The organism is uncultured Campylobacter sp., from assembly GCF_938045205.1.
GTDB lineage: Bacteria > Campylobacterota > Campylobacteria > Campylobacterales > Campylobacteraceae > Campylobacter_B.
In genome coordinates this window covers 1-24,374 of sequence record NZ_CALIMY010000060.1, presented here as the reverse complement: position 1 = coordinate 24,374, position 24,374 = coordinate 1, and the positions used below count along the sequence as shown (strand labels likewise).

The 24,374-nt window shown below is 46.3% G+C and carries 18 protein-coding genes, 1 tRNA gene and 3 rRNA genes; 10 read left to right on the top strand and 12 right to left on the bottom strand.

The genetic code is table 11. The features are described from left to right. The first annotated feature begins 897 nt into the window (after positions 1-897). Entirely contained in the window at positions 898-1,134 is a 237-nt protein-coding gene (locus Q0198_RS03855) for a hypothetical protein (RefSeq protein WP_297895195.1), read from the top strand. Positions 1,135-1,178: 44 nt separating this feature from the next. Here the strand turns inward: Q0198_RS03855 and rrf are convergent. The 4 genes from rrf to Q0198_RS03835 form a co-directional block, all read right to left on the bottom strand. Further along, positions 1,179-1,295 (bottom strand): 5S ribosomal RNA (gene rrf / locus Q0198_RS03850). A 417-nt stretch (positions 1,296-1,712) separates the two neighbouring features. Continuing rightward, positions 1,713-5,146: ribosomal RNA gene (locus Q0198_RS03845) — 23S ribosomal RNA — on the bottom strand. 654 nt (positions 5,147-5,800) lie between these two features. Further along, positions 5,801-5,876: transfer RNA gene (locus Q0198_RS03840), tRNA-Ala, on the bottom strand. A gap of 341 nt (positions 5,877-6,217) precedes the next feature. Then, positions 6,218-7,730, bottom strand: a 16S ribosomal RNA gene (locus Q0198_RS03835). The 16S, 23S and 5S rRNA genes sit together here with 1 tRNA gene alongside, the layout of an rRNA operon. Positions 7,731-8,570: 840 nt before the next feature. Between Q0198_RS03835 and Q0198_RS03830 the strand changes: the two genes are divergently transcribed. From Q0198_RS03830 to Q0198_RS03820, 3 genes are read left to right on the top strand one after another with little or no spacing between them, the layout of a single operon-like run. After that, a complete protein-coding gene (locus Q0198_RS03830; protein ID WP_297895193.1) occupies positions 8,571-9,095 on the top strand; it encodes a DUF4149 domain-containing protein in 525 nt (174 codons plus the stop codon). Beyond that, positions 9,085-9,480, top strand: coding sequence for a YbgC/FadM family acyl-CoA thioesterase (locus Q0198_RS03825; RefSeq protein WP_297895191.1), 396 nt, complete (start codon positions 9,085-9,087; stop codon positions 9,478-9,480). Before Q0198_RS03830 ends, Q0198_RS03825 begins: the two co-directional genes overlap by 11 nt. Before the next feature lie 7 nt (positions 9,481-9,487). Then, positions 9,488-9,652 (top strand): hypothetical protein, encoded by a 165-nt coding sequence (locus Q0198_RS03820; RefSeq protein WP_297895189.1) that lies wholly within the window; start codon positions 9,488-9,490, stop codon positions 9,650-9,652. Between the two features lie 311 nt (positions 9,653-9,963). Here Q0198_RS03820 and Q0198_RS03815 read toward each other — a convergent pair whose 3' ends face one another. From Q0198_RS03815 to Q0198_RS03800, 4 genes are read right to left on the bottom strand one after another with little or no spacing between them, the layout of a single operon-like run. Continuing rightward, positions 9,964-10,629, bottom strand: coding sequence for a uracil-DNA glycosylase family protein (locus Q0198_RS03815; protein ID WP_297895187.1), 666 nt, complete (start codon positions 10,627-10,629; stop codon positions 9,964-9,966). A gap of 7 nt (positions 10,630-10,636) precedes the next feature. Next, positions 10,637-11,437 carry a peptide chain release factor N(5)-glutamine methyltransferase gene (gene prmC / locus Q0198_RS03810; protein WP_297895186.1) on the bottom strand — a complete coding sequence of 267 codons (801 nt, stop codon included), beginning with the start codon at positions 11,435-11,437 and terminating at the stop codon, positions 10,637-10,639. Further along, on the bottom strand, positions 11,424-12,632 hold the full coding sequence (locus Q0198_RS03805; RefSeq protein WP_297895184.1) for a M48 family metallopeptidase: 1,209 nt from the start codon (positions 12,630-12,632) through the stop codon (positions 11,424-11,426). The genes prmC and Q0198_RS03805 overlap by 14 nt, the downstream gene beginning before the upstream one ends. A 5-nt stretch (positions 12,633-12,637) precedes the next feature. Further along, positions 12,638-14,590 carry an ABC-F family ATP-binding cassette domain-containing protein gene (locus Q0198_RS03800; protein WP_297895182.1) on the bottom strand — a complete coding sequence of 651 codons (1,953 nt, stop codon included), beginning with the start codon at positions 14,588-14,590 and terminating at the stop codon, positions 12,638-12,640. Between the two features lie 79 nt (positions 14,591-14,669). Between Q0198_RS03800 and Q0198_RS03795 the strand changes: the two genes are divergently transcribed. Then, positions 14,670-15,407 carry an alpha/beta hydrolase-fold protein gene (locus Q0198_RS03795; RefSeq protein WP_297895181.1) on the top strand — a complete coding sequence of 246 codons (738 nt, stop codon included), beginning with the start codon at positions 14,670-14,672 and terminating at the stop codon, positions 15,405-15,407. Positions 15,408-16,485: 1,078 nt separating this feature from the next. Here the strand turns inward: Q0198_RS03795 and Q0198_RS03790 are convergent. Both Q0198_RS03790 and Q0198_RS03785 read right to left on the bottom strand, forming a co-directional pair. Beyond that, positions 16,486-16,611, bottom strand: a complete 126-nt coding sequence (locus Q0198_RS03790; protein ID WP_297895178.1) for a hypothetical protein — start codon at positions 16,609-16,611, stop codon at positions 16,486-16,488. A 537-nt stretch (positions 16,612-17,148) separates the two neighbouring features. Next, on the bottom strand, positions 17,149-18,135 hold the full coding sequence (locus Q0198_RS03785; protein ID WP_297895176.1) for an amidohydrolase family protein: 987 nt from the start codon (positions 18,133-18,135) through the stop codon (positions 17,149-17,151). Positions 18,136-18,352: 217 nt separating this feature from the next. Here Q0198_RS03785 and Q0198_RS03780 point away from each other — a divergent pair, with 217 nt between their 5' ends. From Q0198_RS03780 to Q0198_RS03760, 5 genes are all read left to right on the top strand, one after another. Continuing rightward, positions 18,353-18,787, top strand: a complete 435-nt coding sequence (locus Q0198_RS03780; protein ID WP_297895174.1) for a GNAT family N-acetyltransferase — start codon at positions 18,353-18,355, stop codon at positions 18,785-18,787. A 108-nt stretch (positions 18,788-18,895) separates the two neighbouring features. Beyond that, positions 18,896-19,147: a hypothetical protein gene (locus Q0198_RS03775; RefSeq protein WP_297895172.1), complete on the top strand. Its 252-nt coding sequence runs from the start codon at positions 18,896-18,898 to the stop codon at positions 19,145-19,147. Then, entirely contained in the window at positions 19,144-19,350 is a 207-nt protein-coding gene (locus tag Q0198_RS03770; protein ID WP_297895171.1) for a hypothetical protein, read from the top strand. Before Q0198_RS03775 ends, Q0198_RS03770 begins: the two co-directional genes overlap by 4 nt. Before the next feature lie 329 nt (positions 19,351-19,679). Next, complete coding sequence (locus tag Q0198_RS03765; RefSeq protein ID WP_297895169.1) at positions 19,680-21,002, top strand: MATE family efflux transporter; 1,323 nt, start codon at positions 19,680-19,682, stop codon at positions 21,000-21,002. Continuing rightward, positions 20,963-22,408 (top strand): M48 family metallopeptidase, encoded by a 1,446-nt coding sequence (locus Q0198_RS03760; RefSeq protein WP_297895167.1) that lies wholly within the window; start codon positions 20,963-20,965, stop codon positions 22,406-22,408. Before Q0198_RS03765 ends, Q0198_RS03760 begins: the two co-directional genes overlap by 40 nt. Before the next feature lie 174 nt (positions 22,409-22,582). On the opposite strand, the gene Q0198_RS03755 is transcribed toward Q0198_RS03760, so the two are convergent. Beyond that, the gene (locus tag Q0198_RS03755) at positions 22,583-23,023 is read right to left on the bottom strand and encodes a hypothetical protein (RefSeq protein WP_297895164.1); all 441 of its coding nucleotides are present in this window, start codon (positions 23,021-23,023) and stop codon (positions 22,583-22,585) included. 214 nt (positions 23,024-23,237) lie between these two features. Then, positions 23,238-24,374 (bottom strand): hypothetical protein (locus tag Q0198_RS03750; protein WP_297895161.1); only part of this gene is annotated, 1,137 nt, incomplete at its 5' end.

Here is a 24,374-nt window from a genome sequence, read left to right as displayed (position 1 = left end):
ATAAATGCAGGAAGCGATAGAAATAGTGCGGATTTAAACAGGTTTTTCATTGAAATTCCTTTGAGGTTGAAATATTTGTATCGCTAAATAAAACGTTTATTAGCATTGAGAGCTTTTATATACCTATCCCGCGCCAGTGCTAGAGAAGGTATGCCGCCCATAGCTATTACGCTACCTTGCAATACGGTAAGGATTATATTTGTAGCGGGCTTAAAGGAAGATAAATTTAAGAGATATATTGAAATTTTATCTGCTCCGATCATTTTATTAAATAAATACGTTAAATTTTAGCCTGATCTTAAAAGGCAGATAGGCGCGGATAAGGGCTAGATATATTAAATTTAATAGCGCTTTTTTTGCTCCTCTTTGGAGACCGAAAAGGATAAAGCTATATAGATTAAATTTAATACCGCAAGCATTGAAACGGGATTTGGATTTAAATCATGTAAAAGGTTAAGCAGCAGTATTTATGAAATTTAACCCCACCTTGCCACGCACGGAGGCTTTTTACGTGCGAGACTATATACAATACGGCGACGGGATGCTGGTGTTATGAAAGGCGCGGATACTTTACGTGCAAAGCTAGACGAGCAATCTTCATAAAATTTAGCCGCATCAATAAGCTTGCTTTTGTAGGACATGCTTTTATAGGCTTGATTTTTATAGAACGTCTGGTTATATTAAGTAACAGTTTAAGTAACAATGCTTGCCAAGCTTTATTTGGCATCTAGTTTAAATCATTCGAAAGCCTTATAAGTGCCGGCGGCTTTAAATTTAGATATAAAAGCGCGGCAATGTATTAAAAAACGAACGAACGTATAAATCATAAATGAGGCTAGGAGAGGCTAGGAGGGCGGCCGCGCCATAGAAGTTAAAAAACAAACGCAACAGGACAGTATGGAAAAGCAATACGAACGAGCAAGTATTATAGAAAAATTTCAATCCGTATCATTTTTCACTCAATATAAGTTAAATTTAATGCAGAGTTTTGAGATTTTGTATTGTGGCGGAGGGCTAGATTTAAAATTTGTATTTGCAGAAGGTTCTAAAATTCTAAAAAGGCTATGGAATTTTAAATTTATCAAGCAATATTTATTGGCTAAAAAAAGCGATAAGCCAAAGATACCGGAATAGAATTTAAATTGAAAATTGCATGGAAAGTTATGAGATTCTAACAAAGCCTGCAGCGACCTACTTTCCCCGTCCGAGTAACGGATAGTATCATCAGCCAGGACGAGCTTAGCTTCTTGGTTCGAGATGGAGCAAGGCGTTTCCTCGTCTGTATAGCCACAGGCAGTGTTAAATAAGGGACTACTTTTGTTGTTTGATAGTAATATTATATACTGCGAATACCTTACGAGCTTTAGCCGCGTAGCATATAAGCTCTACTCGTTCCTGCCTATTCGCCTCATATCAAATATACTTCGTAATCTAATTTGGATTAATCGTAGATTACGGATATCTTTTATAATCTCTTATTTAACACTGCGTTCATCGTTAAAGTCAGATCTTGTTTTATAAAAACAGAAGTTGATAAGGTATAGTAAAAATTTACTATTTCGAATTGAGAACTAATTTTTTGCTAGGCGAGGCAAACGAGCAAAGACGAGGGAGCATACGTATGGTATGTGACCGAAGTCTGCAGCGAAGTTTAACGAAGCATAGTGAAAAATTAGGAATCAATTTTATCCTTAACAAGGAAGTAATGCTTAAAAGATAAGCAAACGAGCTATTAGTACCGGTCAGCTAAAGGACTTTCATCCATTACACATCCGGCCTATCAAACTAGTAGTCTACTAGAGCTCTTAAAAGAAGATTCATCTTGGAGTCGGCTTCGAGCTTAGATGCTTTCAGCTCTTATCGCATCCCGACTTAGCTACCCGGCGGTGCTCTTGGCAGAACAACCGGTACACCAGTGGTCGGTTCAACCCGGTCCTCTCGTACTAGGGTCAACTCTCCTCAATCTTCTTACGCCCACGGCAGATAGGGACCGAACTGTCTCACGACGTTCTGAACCCAGCTCGCGTACCGCTTTAATGGGCGAACAGCCCAACCCTTGGGACCGACTACAGCCCCAGGATGCGATGAGCCGACATCGAGGTGCCAAACCTCCCCGTCGATGTGAGCTCTTGGGGGAGATCAGCCTGTTATCCCCGGGGTACCTTTTATCCTTTGAGCGATGGCCCTTCCACACAGAACCACCGGATCACTAAGACCGACTTTCGTCTCTGCTCGACGTGTATGTCTCGCAGTTAAGCTGGCTTTTGCCTTTATACTCTGCAAGCGATTTCCAACCGCTTTGAGCCAACCTTTGTAAGCCTCCGTTACATTTTGGGAGGCGACCGCCCCAGTCAAACTACCCACCAGACATTGTCCTACCTAAGGATAACTTAGGCTAGTTAGCTACCCGAATAAAGAAGAGTGGTATCTCAACAATGGCTCATCGTAAACCGAGATCTACGAATCAAAGCCTCCCACCTATCCTGCGCATCTTTATCCAAGTAGCAGTGTCAAGCTATAGTAAAGGTCCACGGGGTCTTTCCGTCTTGCCGCGGGTAGGAGGAATTTTCACCTCCACTACAATTTCACTGGATCCCTCTTTGAGACAGCTCCCATCTCGTTACGCCATTCATGCAGGTCGGTATTTAACCGACAAGGAATTTCGCTACCTTAGGACCGTTATAGTTACGGCCGCCGTTTACTCGGGCTTCGATCAGATGCTTTGCGTAAGCTAACATCATCAATTAACCTTCGAGCACCGGGCAGGCGTCACACCCTATACATCCTCTTACGAGTTAGCAGAGTGCTGTGTTTATGGTAAACAGTCGGGAGGGACTCTTTGTTGTAACCTTCTTCGCTTACGAAGTAAATTCTTAACGAAGCTAGGCACACCTTATACCGAAGATACGGTGCTATTTTGCAGAGTTCCTTAAAGAGAGTTCTTCCACGCGCCTTAGAATACTCATCCCACCCACCTGTGTCGGTTTACGGTACGGGCGATATCAGCTAAACTTAGAAACTTTTCTCGGCTCGATAGTATCATGGATTCTTCATCTACTCCGAAGAGCGTCAGAAGCCTTTGAGATCTCGGATAAAGAGTTACGGATTTGCCTATAACTCAACCTACTTCCTTAGACTAGCACTTCCATCCGCTAGCTCCACTAACTTTAAGCGTCCTTCCGTCGCACACTGATATCGGTATCGGAATATTAACCGATTTTCCATCGCATACCCCTTTCGGACTTTGCTTAGGACCCGACTAACCCTACGATGACGAGCATCGCGTAGGAAACCTTGGGTTTACGGCGAATACGATTCTCACGTATTTTATCGCTACTCATGCCTGCATGCTCACTTCCAACCGCTCCACCGCTCCTTACCGGTACGGCTTCGACGCTGATTGGAACGCTCTCCTACCACTTGCACTTAATGATTTATACTTTTCTTAGGCTTGTCTTTTTGCTTTTTGTTGCTAAATTTTAAAATTCTAAGAAATTTTGAGATTTATAAAATTTAGATCAAGATATTTAGTTCAAATTTGAACTCAAGATGGCGCAGGATTTTTCAAAGAAACATTTTTGCTTCCGCAAAAAGCGCTTCGCTTGTTTTGAGATGGATTTAAATGTTGCGATGTAAAAATAAAGCGGAGCGAACATATAGTTCGTGAGCATTTATTTTTACGAGCTCATTTAAAGACGCTCAAAAGCTAAGCCAAGTATAAATGATTAAGTGCAAGTCTAAAGCTTCGGTACTCATTTTAGCCCCGTTATATTTTCCGCGCAAAATCACTAGACCAGTGAGCTATTACGCTATCTTTAAAGGATGGCTGCTTCTAAGCCAACCTCCTGGTTGTTTCAGTAACTTCACATCGTTTTCCACTTAAATGAGATTTGGGGACCTTAGCTGTTAGTCCGGGTTGTTTCCCTCTTGACGACGGATTTTATCACTCGCCGCCTGACTGCCGTGGTTACGCTATAAGTATTCGGAGTTTGATAGGGTTTGGTACATTGGTGTATGCCCTAGCCCATTCAGTGCTCTACCCCTTATAACTACTACACGACGCTATACCTCAATATATTTCGGAGAGAACCAGCTATCACGATGTTTGATTGGCCTTTCACCCCTATCCACAAGTCATCCGGAGCCTTTTCAACGGCCGTCGGTTGGGTCCTCCACCGGCTCTTACACCGGCTTCAACCTGCTCATGGATAGATCACATCGTTTCGGGTCTGCAGCATCTGACTAATCGCCCTATTAAGACTCGCTTTCGCTACGGCTCCGGGTTTCCTTAACCTCGCCAGACACCACAACTCGCAGGCTCATTATGCAAAAGGCAGTCCATCACACTGCTATACTCATTAAAACTAATCGCTAATCGTTATCTCTAAATTTAGACTATAAAATTTTGTTTGTGTCATTTATGATTAAATTTTATCAGATCAAAATTTAGAATTTCAAATGCGCAGGATTTTTAGATGATTTTTTATGAAACAAGGCAAGGCTAGCCGTATCTGGCTGCCGCAGTCGCAGTTTCATAAAAAAGGGCTAAAAAGCCAAGCTGGATTAATTTTAAAGAGTATAGCATAGTGCTCTGAATGATTGTAAGCAAACGGTTTCAGGTTCTATTTCACTCGGCTCACCGCCGTTCTTTTCACCTTTCCCTCACGGTACTTGTACGCTATCGGTCTAGTAGTAGTATTTAGGGTTGGATCGTGGTCGACCCGGCTTCAGACAGGATTTCACGTGTCCCGTCCTACTCAGGATACCGCTAAGTAAGGATGTGATTTCATATACGGGAGTATCACCCTCTATGCCTAACCTTTCCAGATTGTTCTATTATCAGATCCTAGTCTATGTTGCAGTCCTACAACCCCACTAGTAAACTAGTGGTTTGCCCTCTTACGCGTTCGCTCGCCGCTACTAGCGTAATCTCTATTGATTTCTCTTCCTGTGGGTACTTAGATGTTTCAGTTCCCCGCGTTGGCTCCATTAATGGTAACACATATCGCTATGTATTGGGTTGCCCCATTCAGAAATTCCCGGATCAAAGCCCCTTGACGGCTCCCCGAGACTTATCGCAGTCTGGCACGTCTTTCATCGCCTCTACTAGCCAAGGCATCCACCGTTCGCTCTTAGTAGCTTACCTTTTATATATTTTTTACTTCGCAGACCTGCAAAGCCGGTCTTTGCGACGAGGAGCTTCGCTCCCTCTACCCACCTAAAGCACAGCAACGCTTTCGGCGTTGCCGTAAAATTCCTATAAAAGAAATCATTTAGGATTAGATTCGTAAAAAATACTTAGACTATTTATTATATATTCTAATTCGCATTACTTCCTTGCTAAAGATAAAATCGATCTAACTAAGCATTTGATCTACGGATAAGAGCTTTTAAATATACCCTATCCTTATAAAAACCGATGCGTTAAATTTATTCTATAGTATTTGATTAACTCGAATTAAGACGGAAAGAGATCAAACTCATAAAGTAAGTTAAGCTCTATAAGCGTGTATTGATCTTAGCTTTTAGCTTTGGATAACATAAAAAGCTAAAGGCTTGGCATCACTTCGAATAATCAAAGCTTTAACAAGTCCTGTAAAATTGTTTTATTAAAACTTGATTGTGACTTTAACAATGGTACTTTAAAGAACGTTTAGGCTAAACCTAAATAGAAAATTTTAAGTTATGGCGACTCGATCAAATTTGTTAAATTTAATAAATTTTGATCTGTTTAAGCCAAACTCAGTTAAAATTCTCTATTTAGATCTAACATCGAATTAAATATGGTGCAAATATCTTATGGTGGAGAATAGCGGGATCGAACCGCTGACCTCCTGCGTGCAAAGCAGGCGCTCTCCCAGCTGAGCTAATTCCCCATCTTCGTTTATCTTTTTTCCTTATACTTTGTCAGTTTTTGCAAAAATCGGCGTCAGGTATATCTAAATACGTTCCTTGATTTTCTTAAAACTTCCTCGTCTAAGAAAGAAATCTAAACAAATCTATTTTAACAATATAAAATAGATTGTATTAAGCAATTAATTCTTACTTCAATATATTAAGGAAAATAGCTTATAAAATACAAGACTAAAATTTTAATCTTGTCCGTCAATCTCTCAAACCTAAACAAGCTCGATTGAGCATGCTTAGAGCTAAGCATATGTTAGCGCTAAAACTTTATGATAGATACCTTGTGAGAGGATATCTATTCGTACTCTAGAAAGGAGGTGATCCAACCGCAGGTTCTCCTACGGTTACCTTGTTACGACTTCACCCCAGTCGCTGATTCCACTGTGGAGGGTAGCGAATTTCGCATTCCCGCTTCGAGTGAAATCAACTCCCATGGTGTGACGGGCGGTGAGTACAAGACCCGGGAACGTATTCACCGTAGCATGGCTGATCTACGATTACTAGCGATTCCGGCTTCATGGAGTCGAGTTGCAGACTCCAATCCGAACTGGGACATATTTTTTAGATTTGCTCCATCTCGCGATATTGCGTCTTATTGTATATGCCATTGTAGCACGTGTGTCGCCCCGGACATAAGGGCCATGATGACTTGACGTCGTCCACACCTTCCTCCTCCTTACGAAGGCAGTCTCATTAGAGTGCTCGGCCGAACCGTTAGCAACTAATGACGTGGGTTGCGCTCGTTGCGGGACTTAACCCAACATCTCACGACACGAGCTGACGACAGCCGTGCAGCACCTGTCTTAACATTTCTGCAAGCAGACACTCTTCCATCTCTGGATGATTTGTTAGATATCAAGTCCGGGTAAGGTTCTTCGCGTATCTTCGAATTAAACCACATGCTCCACCGCTTGTGCGGGTCCCCGTCTATTCCTTTGAGTTTTAATCTTGCGACCGTACTCCCCAGGCGGTATACTTAATCCGTTAGGTGGATTACTGCCGTGACTAGCACAGCAACAACCGGTATACATCGTTTAGGGCGTGGACTACCAGGGTATCTAATCCTGTTTGCTCCCCACGCTTTCACGCATTAGCGTCAGTTAAGTTCCAGCAGATCGCCTTCGCAATAGGTATTCTTCTTGATATCTACGGATTTTACCCCTACACCAAGAATTCCATCTGCCTCTCCCTTACTCTAGATTATCAGTTTCCCAAGCAGTTTAACGGTTGAGCCGTTAGATTTCACAAGAGACTTGATAATCCGCCTACGCGTCCTTTACGCCCAGTGATTCCGAGTAACGCTTGCACCCTCCGTATTACCGCGGCTGCTGGCACGGAGTTAGCCGGTGCTTATTCGTTAGGTACCGTCATTATTCTTCCCTAACAAAAGGAGTTTACGCTCCGAAAAGTGTCATCCTCCACGCGGCGTTGCTGCGTCAGGGTTTCCCCCATTGCGCAATATTCCCTACTGCTGCCTCCCGTAGGAGTTTGGACCGTGTCTCAGTTCCAATGTGACTGATCATCCTCTCAGACCAGTTACGCGTCATAGCCTCGGTAGGCCGTTACCCCACCGACTAGCTGATACGATATAGTCTCATCCCTTGCCGAAATTCTTTCCCGATTTATCTTATGGTAAAAAGGAGTATGGAGTATTAGCAGTCATTTCTAACTGTTGTCCTCCAGCAAGGGGCAGATTAGCTATATATTACTCACCCGTGCGCCACTAAATTTAAAAGAGCAAGCTCTTTTAAATTCCGTTCGACTTGCATGTATTAGGCACGCCGCCAGCGTTCACTCTGAGCCAGGATCAAACTCTCCATATTTATACTTCTCGCAACGGCAAAGCCGTTACTGCGAGCGGGAGCTTTCGCTCCCTGCACCCACCTAAAGTTACAAAGATTTGCGAAAAAACAAGTTTTTCGCAAATCATAAATTTCTAAGGACAACATTAAAAAAAACAGAGCTTGGCTCAGGTCTTATTCTGCGTCTTAAATTTAATCTATGATTTAAACTCTTTATACTTATACAGGTGGATACAATTATGAAGTTTTTAATCTAAAAACTTTATGTTTTTGTAACATCGTTTTTATGGATAGATTTAGTTTAAAGCTAGATGCTAACTTAGATATTCGTTACGGACGTAAAGAATTCTCTAAATTTCGATCCGGCGATCTAAATCTTAATCCATAGGCTCAATCGATCACTTGTTTAGATTTCAAAGATTGACTAAAGATATTTGTTTTTAACAGTTGAAATTTTAAAAAACACGTTCGCTAAAAGGCTAAAACTACTAGGACTTAAGACTTAAGGAAGCAGGTTCGGCTCGGTGCGAAACAGAATTGTGATTATACAAGAGTGATGCTTAAAGGGGGCTGAATAGGCATTAGAAATTTTAAAAAACGATTTGGAAAATTTTAAATTTCATAATGAAATTTTAGCCGCAGTGCGTTTTAATACAAAATTTCTTCTCCGCCCTCCAACAAAAATTTTATAAATTTCGCATGCCGCCGCATCCAAAAATTAAAAATTTCATCCTATTTACGACCGATGACCGCCGCCCCATTCGCCAAAAAATCCGCCTACAAAACACTTAAGCGCACGATTATAAGATTTCGCTATAATCACGTCCGATTTAAAATTTATCAAAATTTAAAAGGACTTTTATGCGCGCAATTTTTTCTATTTATATCTTCATCATCGCGGCCCTTATCGGCATCGAGCTCTCGCTCGGCGCACTCGTCGCGCCCGTGGTATTTTTCCCGCAGCAGATTATCGGAGAGGGCGTGCTATCGCACTTTCAAAGCGGCAAGCTAATGAGCGAGATCTTCGTAAAATACGGCGGCATCCTCATCGCAGTCTCGGTCATCTGCCTCGTTTTTGAGATGATAAATTTCAATAACAACAAATCGCAATCCTTTCGCTTGCGCCTTTCGACCCTGATGCTGACGCTAGTAAATATCATCTTAGCCCTACTTTTCGTGCTTTATTTTACCGACTACGTTATAAATGCCCAGAAGATCGGCGCAGAAGCGACGACGACGCAGGAATTTGCCCAAATCCACGCGGTTAGCGAGTGGTGCATGAAACTCATCGTCGTGTTTCAAGCAGTGCTATTTTTCGCAAAAATCCTTCCCGCTCTAGCCGCGAGAGATGGCGCAGCGGCGAAAGACGCGCGGGATGAAGATTAGAATTTACTACGAAGATACCGATGCGCAGGGCATCGTGTATCACGCAAACTACATAAAATTTTGCGAGCGGGCGCGCAGCGAGGCGCTTATGCAGGCCGGAGTGGACTTCGCGCGCGTAGACGCACACTTCGTAGTTAGCGAGCTTTGCGCTAAATTCCTCCGCCCCGCACGCCTCGGCGATACGCTTGAAATTCACACGAGCCTAGCCGCGCTCAAAAACGCCAGCGCCCTTTTGCGGCAAGAAATTTACAAGATCAAAGATATTAAAAACACGGATTTCAGCGAGCTTTTATACGCACAGGACGTAAAAATTGCCTTCGTAAAAGACGGCAGGCCGATCAAATTTAGCGCCGAAATTTTAGAATTTTTCAGATCTTTGAGATAAATTTATCTTGCGGGTTCAAATTTGCCTAGTCGTGTGCGGCACAAACACAGCGCAGACCGGCTTTCGGCATAAAATCCAAGGATACACGGAGCTCTTAGACGATATAAAATTTGCGGGCGAGATAAAATTTTACGACATAGAATTTCGCTCGGCGTTAAGGTTTAAATTTTAACGCTACGCCGCGACATAAACCCCTCACGCACCCGAGATAGCTAGATAGAAAACAAAATTTGAAATATCGAAATTTTGTAATGGCGTTAAATTTTGCCCCGCTCCGCCGCTTTATGGAATTTCTCGCTTTTAAATTTAAACCCGCGCAGATCGAGTCTGTGTTTTTCCGCCAAATCCCGCTTGTCCGCGAAATTTAAGCCGATCAAACTCGCCCGCGATCTCATCCGCGTAGGCGCAATCCACAAACTAGGCGCCCACGCAAAAAGCCGCACACAAAATCAAAAACACGCAGAGCAAGCGCTAAAATGCGCCTCACAGCAGCTCTTTTATCTTCTGCAGATCCTCTTTGAAAAGCTCCGCCTTGCTCGGATTTTGCGCGATGAATGCAGGATCGAAGCTAGGCACGAAGCTAATGCCGCCCTCGTTAAAGACCGAGCCGTGCAGCACGTCCATGCCCGCTAGATCGCCATTTCGCAGCACGATTTTGCAGCAGAGCTCGCCCAAGCAAAGCACGACTTTGGGCTTTAAAATTTTGATCTCGTCGGTCAGATAGGGCGCGCATTTTAAAATTATTTCCGAGCTTATACGCCTATTTTGCGGCACTGCGCACTTTATCAGAAAGCTAAAATAGATCTGCTCGGCCGTGCAAATTTGATCTAGCGCCGCTGCTACCTCAGCCTCCAAACCGCCGCCAAAACCTTCGCCAATGCCCGGCGCGAGAGCTACGATCATAAGTTTTACGTTCGTGGGAGTTTTAGAATTTTTAAAATTTTTGATAGTTTTGAAATTTTTAAAATTTTGCTCGCCGCTTCCCGTGCGCGTTTTAGCAAGCTCGCAAAGATTGCACTCGGCGGTAGCGGATTTCAGCGCGTCCAGCGCCTTAAAAAATCGCTCGCCGCCGCTTAAAATTTCGGCGCTTACATAGCGGTAGCCGAACGCTTTGTAATAAAGCAGCCTGCGTAGTTGCGAGCTTTGCACGGCGCGCCTACGATCTGTTTAAATTTCGCGCGACGAATCCGCGATCAAACTGCGCCAAATCTTTGTAAAATTCCGCTCTAAAGCCCTGCTCGCGCAAAAACGCCGACAAGCTCTGCTTTTGATCGTAGCCCATCTCGCAGGCTAGAAATTTTGCGCGCCGTGCGGCGATCAGCACGATGCATTTTAAAATTTCATCCCCCCTCTCGCCGCCAAACAGCGCCCGTTTCGGTTCCTGCAGCACGCGCGCGTCCAATGCGTAGGAGTTTGCGATGTATGGCGGATTTGAGACGATAAGATCAAACTCCCCCGCGATCTCATCTGCGTAGGCACAGTGTACGAACTCGACGTCCGCGCCCAAGCTTGCGGCATTTGCGCGCGCTACCTCAAGCGCATCAGCGCTGATGTCGCTGGCCGCGATGCGGCAAGAAGGAAGAAGCTTTTTTAAGCAGATAGCGATTATGCCGCTGCCCGTGCCGATCTCGCAAATGCGCGGCTCGCCCAAGCTCTGCGCCAAAGTAAGAGCTTTTTTCACTAAAATTTCGGTCTCGCAGCGCGGTATCAGCACCCGCCCGTCGACGTAAAATTTAAAGCCCATAAACTCGCAGCTTTGCGTGATGTATTCAAGCGGGCGGCCGTCTTTAAATTCAATGATCTTAGCGCGAAATTCCGCTTCATGCGCGAGCTCTTCCGAGCATTTTAGCACGAGTTCTTCGCTGCTAAGTCGCTCACAAAGCTTTAAAATTTCGCGCGCGACGTATTTTGAGCCGCACTGCTGCAAGGCCCATCTTAGCGCCTCAGCGATCCTCATCAAGCTCTCTTATGCGCTCATACAGGCTCGGGTGCGAATGATACACCGCGGCGTAAATTTTATGAGCGAGCGGAAACGCCTTGTTTTCGCTGCCCAGCTTCTTTAGCGCGCCGATCATGCTCTCTTTATCCTGCATGCTGGCACCATGCCGGTCCGCGCTAAATTCGTGCATGCGGCTAAGCTTGGAGATTACAGGCTCAAAAAACGCATGCAAAATCGGCGCAAACAAAATCATAAAAACCAGCGTCGCGCCGCCGTCCGCGTTAAGTCCCAGCGTGCCGAACACGCCCCCAGGAAGGTTTCCGAATACTGCAAACGTCGCGCCCAAAAGTACGAAGCTAAGCGCTAAGCCTTTCAAAATGTCACCGTGTTTGAAATGCCCGAGCTCGTGCCCTAAAACGGCTAAAATTTCATCCTCGCTCAGCTTCTCTATGAGCGTGTCGAAAAGCACGACCTTTTTCGTCGCACCGAAGCCGCCGAAATAGGCGTTTAGGCGCTTGTCGCGTTTGCTCGCGTCGATCGTAAAAACGCCGCTACTTTTAAAGCCGCAGCGCTGTAAAAGCTCCTCTATGCGCTCTTTTAGCTCGCCATGCTCTAGTGGCTGCATTTTATTAAACAGCGGCGCGATAACGGTCGGATAGATTAAATTTATCAGCAAAACTATGCCGAAGCTTAGCAGAAAGCCCCAGACCCACCAGTGCGCGCCCAGGCTATTTACGCAAAAAACGAGCGCAGAGGCTACCGCAAAGCCGAAAACCAGCGTGAGTATGAGCGATTTTAGCGCGTCTTTTACGAAAACGGCGGGCGTTATCGTGGAAAAGCCCAAGCGTCTGTCTTTGACGAAGGTTTTGTAAATCTCAAGCGGAAGCGATATCGCGCCGCCGATGATTAAAAACGCCGTTACGAAGCAGCTCCCCGCCAAAATTCCATCGCCCGCTAGATCATATATCGCGCGCTGTAACGCGCCAGCGCCCGCAAGTATCCAAATAAGCGCCACCGCAAACGAAAAGCAGTGCGAAAATATATTAAATTTTAAATTTACCGCGCCGACCTCGCCCGCCTTACGATAATCTTCCTCGCTAAGCACCACCGCAGGCTCCTTTAGCTTGGCGCGGATGAAGCTTAACTCAAGCAGATCGAGCAAAATTTTATAAATCGTGTAAAGCGCGTATAAAAAGATCAAAAACCAAACCATCGCGCCTACTTTAGGCTCTCGGCGAGCGAAAGCACTTCGTAATATTCATTTTCCATACTGTTTAACGTTCCTCTTTTTTCTTCAAGTTCTTCAAAAAGCCCCTGCATCCCGAGCTTTTGATAAATTTCAGGCGTCGAAAGCGCGTGATTTAGCTCCTTTATGCGCGTCTCGATAGCCTCGATCTTAGCGGGATACTCCTCTAAAATTTTATTCTGTTTGTAGCTAAGCTTCGCGGCGCTCGTTTTCTCCTTTTTGTTTTCGCGACCGCTCTCCTCCGCGCTCGTGCTCGCGCCAGCGTCGGCTTCGATCTGATCAATCTCCGCCATCTCGTCTTCAAACTCCAAATACTGCGAATAGGGCATTTGAATTTGATCGATAACGCCGTTTTTTTCAAAAACCCAAAGCTTATTCGTGATCTTATCGATGAAATAGCGATCGTGGCTTACGATTATGACGGCGCCTTCAAAGCTTAGCAGATAATCCTCCAAAATATTGATCGTCGCGATATCAAGATCGTTCGTCGGCTCGTCCAAAATCAAGCAATCGTACTGCTCGGTAAAGAGCTTGGCAAGCGCCAGGCGGTTCTTTTCGCCGCCGCTAAGAACGCCCACGGGCTTATCTAAAAACTCCTTCGGAAACAAGAAATTTTTCAAATACCCATAAACATGCATGTAGCTGCCGCGGACGTTGATGTGATCGCCGCCGTTGGGGCAAAAAATTTCTATTATGCTTTTATCGTCCGTGATACCGCTGCGGGTCTGATCGAAGTAGCCGATCCTGATCTCGCCGCGTTTGATCTCGCCTGCATCGATCTTGCTGCGGCCGAGTAGAATTTTAAGCAGAGTGCTCTTGCCCGCGCCGTTCGCGCCTACGATACCGATACGCTCGCCCTGCAAAACCCGCGCTGAAAAGCCCTTGAAAAGCACCTTGCCGTTTAAAATTTTACCGATATTCGTGCATTCAAAGAGCATCTTTTTGCGATTGTCGCCGCCCGTGCCGTTAAAGCTCCTGCTCGCGCGCTCCAGCTCGAGCCGCACGCGACGGATCGCGCCCGGGTTTTTCTTCGCATCCTGCCTCATCTGCATGATGCGCGCCTTGCGCCCTTCGTTGCGCTTTAAGCGCGCCTTTACGCCGCGATGCAGCCACTCCTCCTCGGCGCGTAGCTGTTTAAGCAGCGTCTCGTGGGACTTTTCGAGCGAGGCGAGCATCTCCTGCTTGCACCTTAGATAGTTCTCGTATCCGCCGTCGAAATTTGAAATTTTACCCTCTTCGATCTCGATACTGCGCGTCGCCAAGCGGTCGATGAAGTAGCGATCGTGGCTAATAAAAACGATCGTCTGCTTCGAGCTAAGCAGCATATCCTCTAGAAATTTCACCATATAGACGTCGAGGTGGTTCGTGGGCTCGTCCAGCAGCAGCACGTCGGGCTTTTTAAGCACCAGCGCACCCAGCGCCACGCGACGAATTTCGCCGCCGCTAAGCGTACAGACGGAGCGGTTTTCGTAAATTTTAAGCCCGAAATTTTGCAACACCTGCTCGATCTTATTGTCGATCTGCCAGCCGTCCTTGGCCTCGATAAATTTAATCAGCTCGTCCTGGCGCGCCAAAAGCTCCTTGTTTTCGGGCTGCGCGGCGATTTTGCTCGAGATCGCGTCGTATTCGTCCAAAGCGGCGTAAATTTCAGCTAGCTCCCGTCGCAGCGCGTCTTTGACCGAGAGATTGTCTTCAAATTTCGGCGTTTGAGCGAGCATCTGGATATTTAGCCCGTTTTGAGTGATCACGCGCCCCTCGTCGGTCTCGCACAGCCCCGCGACGATCTTCATCAGTGTGGACTTGCCGCCACCGTTTTTGCCGATCACGGCGACGCGCTCGTTAGCGTCTAGTGCGAAATTTACGCCGTCCAAAACGACGTGAGAGCCGAATTTTTTCGTAACATCGATAAGCTCGATCAAAGCCAATTTTAAGTTCCTCTAGTGTTAAATTCGGTGATTTTACACAAAATTCTATTAAATTTTAATAACTTTTAAAGGTTTATCGATGCAAAGTTTGGAATTTGACGACCTGCGCGTAGAAATTTTCGCCCCGCATGCGCCGTCTTTTGCGGCTGCGCCCTCCTTTGCAAAAGAAGCCGTGTCCGCGCCGCCGATCATCTACCTGCACGCCTTGGAGTTTAGCGCGGCCAGTGTGGGCGAAATTTACGAACTCGTCTCGCGACGAAGCGGCGCGGATTTCGTGCTTGCGGCGATCTATCTAAACGAGGCGCAGTGGAGCGATAAGCTTAGCCCGTGGTCGGCAAAGTCGCTGTTTAAGGGGGTGCGCGATTTCGCAGGCGGCGGCGCGGCGCACTTGGAAAAATTTACGAACGAGTTGATCCCGCGTATCGAGCGGCACGTATTCGGCGCGGAAAAGCCTTCGTGGCGAGCGTGCGCGGGATACTCGCTGGCTGGACTTTTTAGCGCGTATGCGGCGTTTGCGAGCGATAAATTTCAAAAGATCGCCTGCGTCTCGGCTTCGTTTTGGTTCAGCGGCTTTGAGCTCTTCGTCGCCGCGCACTCGCTGCAAAGAGGGCTGACGCACGTCTACGCATCCTTGGGCGAGGCCGAGATGAACCCGAAAAATCCGCGCGGAGCACTCTGCGGCGAGACGGCGCGAAATTTTATCGCAAAATGCCGCGGCGCGGGCGCAAAAGCGGAGTTTGAGCAAAATACGGGCGGGCATATGCAAGATGAGATCGCAAGAATTTCAAAGGCGATTTTAAGCCTCGTAAATTCCTAAAATTCGGGGAAATTTAAAATTTAGCGACAGAATAAAGTGCGGTGAGAGATTAAAAGAAACTAGCTAAGAAGCGGCACGAAGTGTAAATTTAAGCGAGTCGCCGCTAGAATTTCTCGCGCAACGGTTTTTTGTGCGATGCAATGAAATTTAAAACAAACCTGCGTTGAAATTTTATAGCGTGAACAACGCCGCAAGAATAGTGCAGCGCAATTCGGCGCGAATGACGCAACGCGTCGTTGATATTTTAGCGGCTTTGATAAGTGCGATATCGTTTGAGCGTAAATCATACGACGTCCCGTCGCTGCGGCATAGGCGGCGCGGTGCAATGCAAATTTCAGGCGGGATGTCGCTAAATTTTTGCAGGTTGCGCTAGCGGTTTAAAATTTAAAGCTAACCGTCGTTGTAAAATTTAAAGCAAACCATGTCGTGGCTAGGATTTAGCGCGCCTGCAGGCTAAATTTAAACAGCAGCGCGCGCCGTGTATGATCCCGCCGTTTCATTTAGTGTAACTGCTAGCTAAATTAAACCGCTGAAATTTCAAAATTTATACCGCGTAAAAGAGTGCTTTGACGCTACGATACGAGCCGTTCGGTCTAAATTTTAAATTTAACGTCGAGTGAATGCACTCGGCCGATATCTGCCGAATTTGCGGCGGCGAAATATGCAGAATTTTGCGAATTGCCGTTTGCAGAATTCGTCCTGTGAAATTTCGCGGAGCATGCTTCATTATTAGCTCTCTACTGCGCTTCGAGCGGCATACGCTCTGCTTTCCGCAACTACGCCGAGGCCTCGCCGCTCCATTTTTTGCGCGGGCTACGTCGTGTTTGCCGCACATACGCGGCGTGTGCCGCTCCGCAAAAAAGCCACAAACACGCTAAATTCTAACCGCACGCTCTGAATTTTGGCATCGTAAATATCGGGTAAATTTACGCGCCCTGCCCTGCTTATGTCCGTATTTATACGCGCCGAACGGTGAGAATATGTCCTTGTCGCAAACGAAACGAGCGGTTAAATGATAGGCTCGACAAACAGGCACCGCAAAGTATTCACAATAACGGCAAAAATTCCCGCTAAAATTTCATGCAAAACCGCTGTAAAATTTATCGCGTTTGATGTCGTAGCCGTCCTTATCCACGCATATAAAGCCCGTCGTAGCGCCTCCGTCGCGCGCCATCAACCACGCCGTCTGCGGCAAATCTATCATCACAGCCGATCTCGTAGTCTTTTTTCACCGCCTCGCTCGCAGAACCCTCGAAAATCTCGTAAAATTCCGAGACAAACCCGTCTTTGTAATAAATAGCGGTTTCACCCTCGCCCTCCCAGATGCTTATGCCCTGGGCATTTGCGCTTTTTGCTTTGGCTTTAAGTTCGTTAAAAGTCCCAAAAATCCCAGCCTAGGATTTTTAAAACAGCGCGCTCGTTCGTCCTTTCGTCTATACTATAAAAACTCGCACTTTGGTTTTTGTCTTTATTCGCGGCTCTCATGCTTGAGACCTCGTCGCCGCCAAAACGAATGTCAAAAGAAACTCCTTCGGGCTTTATCTCGCACGCAAAATCACGCAGGGCTAAAATTTGAGCGCGATTTCGCTCGTAATTTTCCGCTAAATCCGGATCCGCAAAGAATACGCCGCAGTTAGCACAAGCGCGGCGCTTATAATGAGTTTAAATAACCTAAAAATTTCCGAGAAAAATATTTTATAAAATTCACGCCCGCCTCTTAAATTTCACCGAATTTCGCCGTCTATGCAAAGGGCAGAATTTTTTTGTAGTTGCTCCACAGCTCGCTATCCTCGCCGAAATACGCGAGCAGTCCGCGGGCGTTGCGATCGAAAGGGTTGGGCTCTTTATGCAGCGCGATACGCTGCGACAGGCGCAGATCGTAGGTGTTGTATATCGCAGAATACGGCACCGGAAAGTCCGAAGCGTAAAGCAGGCGCGAGTGTACGTCCGTTTGGCTCGCCAGATGCGGCAGGGCTTTCGCGCGCACCGGCGTCATCAGCGCAGAAACGTCGGCGTAGAGGTTTTTGTGCGTGCGCAGGAGCGCCAGAAGCGCGAAATAATCGTGTCCGAAATTTCGCGGGCGGCGAGAGAGCGCACGAAAAATATGTGAATACTCATAGTTAATCGCCATGTGCGCGCACACCGTCGTAACGCCCAGCTCAAGCGGCGCATAGATCATCTCCAGCGCTTCGCAGCGGCGCGCGCTCGGCACCGAGCTTTCGTTGCCGATGTGGATCACCAGCGGCAAGCCGAGCTTGGCGAGCTTTTCAAAATACGGCACGTAGCGAGGCAGCCTCGTATCCAGATCCCAATAGTTTTGTAAAAATTTCGCCCCCTTAAATCCGAGCTCGAAGCAGCGATCGATCTCATCTAGCGCGTCCGCCCTTTTTGGATTGATGCTAAAAAACGGCACGATGAGATCAGGGTTTTTTTGATAAATTTCAAACACGCTGTCGTTGTCCGCACAGACGGTCTTATCGCGATGGATTAGCTCGCCCGCGTCGCTAAATTTAGCATCCACGCCGAAAAGCACCGCCTTTTTAACGTATTTTGAAGCTCTAAGCCCGCCGAGCAGAGCGTCCACATAGGCCTCGTATGGCTCTTTGATCGCGCGCGATACGTCTATGTCGAAGCCCCTGCCGAAAAGGCGCAGCGCGAGCCTGTCGTAAGGGCGGTCAAAGCGCACCTCCTTGCTTAGCAGATGGACGTGAAAGTCAAGCGTTTGCATCGGGGATCCTTGGGAAAATTTTGCCGAGTTTATATCAAATTGCGGTAAATAGTTAGAATTTTAAATTCGGGTTAAATTTACGCACAGCGCCCCGCCGCGCCTTTAAATTTTAAAATTTAAACCTCTCTGAAAGAGCCGCTAATTGATATTTAATGCCGTTTTAAAGCTACGGCGATATACTTGCGATTTGAAAAGATATTTCAATTAAGGAGCGAAGATGGAGTTTGAAATTTTAGAAAATTCCGCCGATTTCAAGCCTAGCGATCTGGATGAGATAATGGTCTCGATCGGCTGGGATACGGAGCAAAATGCAGCCTCCGTGCCGCCGCACGAGACATACAGGGTGTGGCGCACCTATGATTACGTGGCTATCGCCAAAACGCAGGGCAAGACCGTGGGGGTGCTGGAGGCGTTTTGCGACCGCGACAACTTCGCTACGAGCTATCTTTACTGCGTGATAGTTCATAAGGATTATCAAAGGCGCGGTATCGGCACGGCGCTCGTGAATGCCTTTAATAAACGCTTTGCGCACACCACCACCTTTGTCGTGGCCCCTCTGCACAAGGCTGAGGGCGCCGGAGAATTCCTACAAAAGTGCGGCTTTAAGGATGCGTCGGAACACTTTACGATCCACATGAGGAAGCGAAATTAGATCTAGCGGGCGTAAATTTTAAAATTTTATCGAGCTTTGGCTCTAAAACGGTTGGAATTTTAAATTTAGCTATGAGCTGCTATAATCGCTAAAATTTAAGGAGCCAAAATGATCACTATGCAGATCCAAAGCGGCGTCGATCGCGATACTCTCGAAACTTTTAAGAAACTTTTTTTAAAAATCGATCCCTCCGCGCAGATCACTCTAAGCGACGAGAAAAACTTAGAAACGATTTTATCGGAGTTTAGATCAGGCGAAAGTTACGACGAGATAAAAAACGGAATGGATGCAGATTTAAAATCATACGCAAACGGCGATCTAAGCGGCTTTGAGGAGCTAGGCAAGGGCTGGAAAAATTGAAAATAATCCAGTCTAAAAGATTTCGTGCGCAGCTTAGCAAGATCGTAGAATTTATCACGGAGCACTCGAAAGATACGGCAGAAAATTTTAAAACGAGCTTTTTGCGCGAGCAGGCGAGCTTGGCTTTATGCCGTATAAATCTCGTAGATCAAAAAGCTTTGACGATGATAAAATTAAAGATTTCATATTCAAGGGTTTCGTAATCCCGTATCTAATATATGAACCCAACGATACGATCGTTATCCTGGCGATATTTAAGCAAAATTTATTGAGATAACTTGATGTTTATTTAAAAACATCCGCGTTTAAATTCCGCGCTCCATTTATTAAAACCGCTCATTCGCCGCCGCGGCAGCGCCAAATAAACCAACCGCTCGTCCGCACTAAATCACCGTATATTCGCGCGCGGCGCCGTAAATTCTAATTTTACGCATATCGCACGGCGCGCGAAAACAACTCCGCTCTCCCACCCTGCGCAAAAGCAAACCTAAAAGAATTTTCGGCTACAATTTCCCCCAAATAAAGGCAAAATATGAAAGAAATCTCGCTGCTAAGGCTCTCGCTCGCAATCTACGTCGATATGTTTTTGCGCCTCGTGACTACGTTTATCAACACCTACATGATCTCGCGCGTGGACGTCTCGCTCGTGGGCGCGCTGGGGGCGGGCAACGAGATATTTTTGCTTTTCATCACGGTTTTTGGCTTTCTGGCCGTGGGCTGCTCGGTTCTCGTAGCGCAGGCGCTGGGAGCGAAAAACAAAGTCCTAGCGATGCGCGCAATCCATACGAGCATCGCATTTAACGCACTAGTGGGACTTTGTAGCGGCGTTTTCGTCTTTAGCTGCGCGCCTTTTTTACTCCGCGCGCTGCAAGTGCCCGCCGAGCTTTTGAGCGAAAGCGCGATCTATCTTAAAGTAATCAGCATCGTCTTTGCGATAGACGCCGTCGCGATCGTGCTTAGCGCCATCGTGCGCGTTTACGGATACGCAAATTTCATCATCGCGGTCTCCGTGGCAATGAATTTAGTAACGCTCGCGGGCAACTACGTCGTGCTATTTAGGCCGTTCGGACTGCCGTATTACGGGCTTGAAGGCATCGGCGTGAGCACGATCGCAGGGCGCATGATCGGCGTATGTTTATTCTTTCTCATCATCACGAAGGTGCTAAAGATAAAATTTTACCTCACGATGTTTTTAAAGATCCAGTTCGCCACGCTGCGTAAAATTCTATCCGTAGGGCTTCCGAGTGCGGGCGAAAACATGCTGTGGATCGTGCAGTATCTCGTCGCCTTCGCCTTCGTCGCAAGCATGGGCGAGGCGAGCCTTACCGTGCAGACGATCTATTTTCAAATTTCATCATTCATCTTCTTCGGCGGAAGCGCGATCAGTATGGCAAACGAAGTAATCGTAGGCCGCCTCGTAGGTGCCGCCAAGCCGCAGGAGGCGTATCGGCACACATTTACCGCACTGCGCTTCGGGCTCGGGGCGACGGCGCTTTTCGTCGCGATCGTGTTTTTGGCGCGCGAGCAGATCATGGAGATGTTGAGCCTAAACGAGGCGCACAAGCAGGTTATGCGGCCGCTTTTTTACCTCACGCTGGGGCTTGAGTTCGGACGGACGCTTAATATCGTGTTCGTAAACGCTCTGCGCGCAAGCGGCGATGCGAGATTTCCCTTTGCGATGGGTGTGATCTTTATGTGGGGGGTCTCGATCCCCGTGGGCTGGCTTTTGGGCATTCATCTGGGGTATGGAATTTTGGGCGTTTGGATCGGGTTTTTCTGCGACGAGTGGCTGCGCGGCAGCGCGAATACGGCGCGATGGATAAGCAAAAAATGGCAGAGCAAAAAGTTAGTCTAAATTTGCTAGATCTGCCGATCAGCCTGCGTTTTAAGCGGATGAAATACGCGCGCATCCGCATTAGCAAGGACTGCGAGATCAGCGTGAGCGTGCCGCGCTCCTACACCGCGGCGCAAGCGAAAGACTTCATCCTAAAGCACGAAAGCTGGATTCGTCAAACGCTAGAGCGGCTGCGAAGCAAGCTACTAGCGAGCGATCAGGTTAGAATTTTAGGCAAAATTTACAAGCTGAAATTTAGCCGCGAGGCTGAACTCGGCGCAAACTGCGGCGCGAATAAAAATTTAGACAATGGCGGCACGCAAGGCTGCGTGAACTGGGCGAATGGCGATGCGAATAGTGACGCGGGCGGCGTAAATTCAGCTCATTTACAAAGCGGCGCGGGTATAAGCGGTAACGGCGTCGATGGCGGCGATGTGAGCGGTAGCGCAAACAATGCCGCGGGCGGCATGAATGACGGTGCGGATGGCGGCGCGGGAAATGAAATTTTAAAATTTCACTCGGACGGGTGCACCTCGCAAAATGGCGCGGCAAGCGAGGATTTGAAATTTAACCTACCCGTCAATGCGGCGCAAGGGCTCTCGCAACAGAGCAAAATGCGACAAAGCAGCGGGTTTATAAATACGGCGGCGCAAAATGTTTTCGAGCAATCCTGCGGCGAGATTTTTAAATTTCACTCGGGTGGGTGCGCTCCACAAAGCGACGACGCAGGTAAATTTAACTCCGCCGCAAGCGATCAAATTTTAAAATTTAACCCCGCCGCAAGGGATGGAATTTTAAAATTTAAACCTGTCGCGGGTGAAGGAATTTCAAAATTTAGACCTGCCGAGAGCGGAGAAAATTTAAAATTTAGACCCGCTGCAAGCGGAGAAATTTTAAATTTTAGCTTTGCCGTGAGTGAAGAAATTTCAGTCGCTAGCGAAAAAATTTCAAAATCCGCGAGCGAAAACGTGCCGCAAAATGTAGCGCAAAGCGCGCAAGCGGAGGAGTGCGACGAGCCCGATTTTATAATCAAAAATTTTATCCAAAGCTCTAAATTTAAAGATAAAATTTTTATGTCACGAGACGTGATCTTTTGCGAGAGCGAGGGCGAGTTTGCGGCGTTTAAAAAGGCCTTTGCGCTTGAGCTTTATCTGCACTATATCGAGAAATTTTCCCCGCGGATAGGCCGCAAGATCGCACGGGTACGGGTGCGCAAAATGCAGACGCGCTGGGGCAGCTGCAACCACGCAAAGGGCTATCTCAACTTCTCGCTAAGCCTGATAGAGCGGGATCGGCGCTTTGTCGAATACGTCGTGCTGCACGAGCTCGCACACCTCATCCACGCAAATCACGGAGCGGACTTTTACGCGCTCATCGCGCAGATCATGCCCGATTTTAGGGCACGTATCAAGCTAGGCAAGGGCTAATTTGCGAACGGGGCGCCCGTTTAAATTTCACGTCACTGCGGCACGATCTTTGCAGCCGATAAATTTCAACCGATCCTTCACTCCTCTTCCGCCCCACGCCGTAGCAGGTCGTAGCCCGGTCAGAATTTGCGCGACGCAAGCGGCGAATTTCGCAAATTTTCGCGGATCCAAACGCTAATCTAAAGCCGCAAATTCCACGTATTTCTCCATCGCAACCAGCAAGAGCCAGCGCGTGGTAGGGCTGAAAAAATAGTGGTGTTCGGGGACCTGCTCTATTATAAATTTTAAAAAATTGTAAAAATATTCGGGCGCAAATTTAACCTCGGCGCTCGTTAAACTATCGCCTAGATAGCAGATTTCGCCGCCTAAAATCCTCGCTTTTACCGTGGGCTTTGCGTCTATGAAGCTCTTAGCACCGGCAAAGCTTAAGCAGTCCGCGGTCGCATAATCTTTCAAACCCCGCAAGACGGGCTTAGAGCCAATGAAGGCGAAATTTTCCTCTATAAAGCGCGCTCCGCCCTCGCTCACCCGCCAGCGATCGCCCAAGCTCGATAAAAACGCAAACATCTCATCGTCTGCAGATCTGAAATTTGCAGGCTCATTTTTGCGATCCATCTTTGTCCTTTTTAAATTCATATTTGCTTTTATTTTGAAATTTTTACGATAAAGAACAGAAAATATGTTTGATTTAATCTTTTTAAAATCATTATATTAAATTAGGCTAATCAAGGTTTTACGAGCTCTTTTTATTTCAAGCGAAATCCTTTACCGCCCTTTAAAATTCAACCAATTCAAATAATCGTTCTTTCTTTATTTTTTTGAACTTTATTTATTTGTTATCATCAGTGAACTGCTCTTTGACAAGATCTTTGATATCGCTTTTAATACTTTTAGTATCAACTATTGAATCCTCACCCAGCTTCTGAAATTTTTCTTTATCTGCCTTCGTATATTCCTGTTCATCATCATATTTTTTTGTGATCAACCGAATCATCTTGCGACGCAAAAACTTCTCATCTCTAATATTTGACCTCTCTTTGATCCACCCAATTAGTAATACCATCAACATTATAAAACCAATATAACCTAGAATTGGATACATAATCGATACTAATTTTTTAAAGCCCATAAAGGATAATATATACCCTACAACTACGGTGCCAATCATAATTGGATAAAAACGTTTTGATTGATTAGATGAGAAACGTTTTGCTAAGGCATAGAATAAACTGAAAGCAGTATTAAAGATCAAGCCGAAGATAACAAGTGCATACACAAACGCAAATGCAGGGTGAATCTGTTTGGCAATAGCCAACATAGGAATATCAACAGTCGTTGCAAGTTTTACATTTGCATATAAGATACAGGTTGTAACTGTGATGATAATACCGATTATAAATCCACCCAAAGTACCACCTTTTTCTGCTACACCAATCCTCATAATGGATCCCCCTAATACAAAAGCCATTGATACACCTGTCATAACGCAGAGCGAAAAATAATTCAGAACAGAAAACCAGATATTTGGCATTGGAGTAGAGATTGTATTTGCAATTGTTTCTAATTCTTTAAAATCAAAACGTTGACTTGCAAAGGTATACACTGCCATAATCATAATCATGATAAAAATAATAGGCGTAAATATTCCGATCACATTCGTGATTTTTTCAAAATCAAGAAAGCTAACAAGGATTATCAATACGGCACATAGGAGTGCTCCTGACCAGAATGGCATGCCAAATTGCTGATTAAGATTTGATCCAGCCCCGGCAATCATGACAAAACCTACCACAAAACAGCAAATAATTAAAGAAATATCAAGAATTTTATTAGTGATAGATCCAGCAATTTGTGAAAGAACTTCAAAGTGGTCATTGGATCTAAAATAACTACCGAATGTAATAATGATTTTACCAAAGACGGCATTGAGGATACCAAGAATAACGGCTCCAAGAATACCCCATTT

Excerpts from the sequence above, each read along its gene's own strand:
- Q0198_RS03855 (WP_297895195.1), top strand. The coding sequence starts at position 898 with ATGGAAAAGCAATACGAACGAGCAAGTATTATAGAAAAATTTCAATCC.
- Q0198_RS03830 (WP_297895193.1), top strand. The coding sequence starts at position 8,571 with ATGCGCGCAATTTTTTCTATTTATATCTTCATCATCGCGGCCCTTATC.
- Q0198_RS03825 (WP_297895191.1), top strand. The coding sequence starts at position 9,085 with ATGAAGATTAGAATTTACTACGAAGATACCGATGCGCAGGGCATCGTG.
- prmC (WP_297895186.1), bottom strand. The coding sequence starts at position 11,437 with ATGAGGATCGCTGAGGCGCTAAGATGGGCCTTGCAGCAGTGCGGCTCA.
- Q0198_RS03805 (WP_297895184.1), bottom strand. The coding sequence starts at position 12,632 with ATGGTTTGGTTTTTGATCTTTTTATACGCGCTTTACACGATTTATAAA.
- Q0198_RS03795 (WP_297895181.1), top strand. The coding sequence starts at position 14,670 with ATGCAAAGTTTGGAATTTGACGACCTGCGCGTAGAAATTTTCGCCCCG.
- Q0198_RS03790 (WP_297895178.1), bottom strand. The coding sequence starts at position 16,611 with ATGATAGATTTGCCGCAGACGGCGTGGTTGATGGCGCGCGACGGAGGC.
- Q0198_RS03785 (WP_297895176.1), bottom strand. The coding sequence starts at position 18,135 with ATGCAAACGCTTGACTTTCACGTCCATCTGCTAAGCAAGGAGGTGCGC.
- Q0198_RS03780 (WP_297895174.1), top strand. The coding sequence starts at position 18,353 with ATGGAGTTTGAAATTTTAGAAAATTCCGCCGATTTCAAGCCTAGCGAT.
- Q0198_RS03775 (WP_297895172.1), top strand. The coding sequence starts at position 18,896 with ATGATCACTATGCAGATCCAAAGCGGCGTCGATCGCGATACTCTCGAA.
- Q0198_RS03765 (WP_297895169.1), top strand. The coding sequence starts at position 19,680 with ATGAAAGAAATCTCGCTGCTAAGGCTCTCGCTCGCAATCTACGTCGAT.
- Q0198_RS03760 (WP_297895167.1), top strand. The coding sequence starts at position 20,963 with ATGGATAAGCAAAAAATGGCAGAGCAAAAAGTTAGTCTAAATTTGCTA.
- Q0198_RS03755 (WP_297895164.1), bottom strand. The coding sequence starts at position 23,023 with ATGGATCGCAAAAATGAGCCTGCAAATTTCAGATCTGCAGACGATGAG.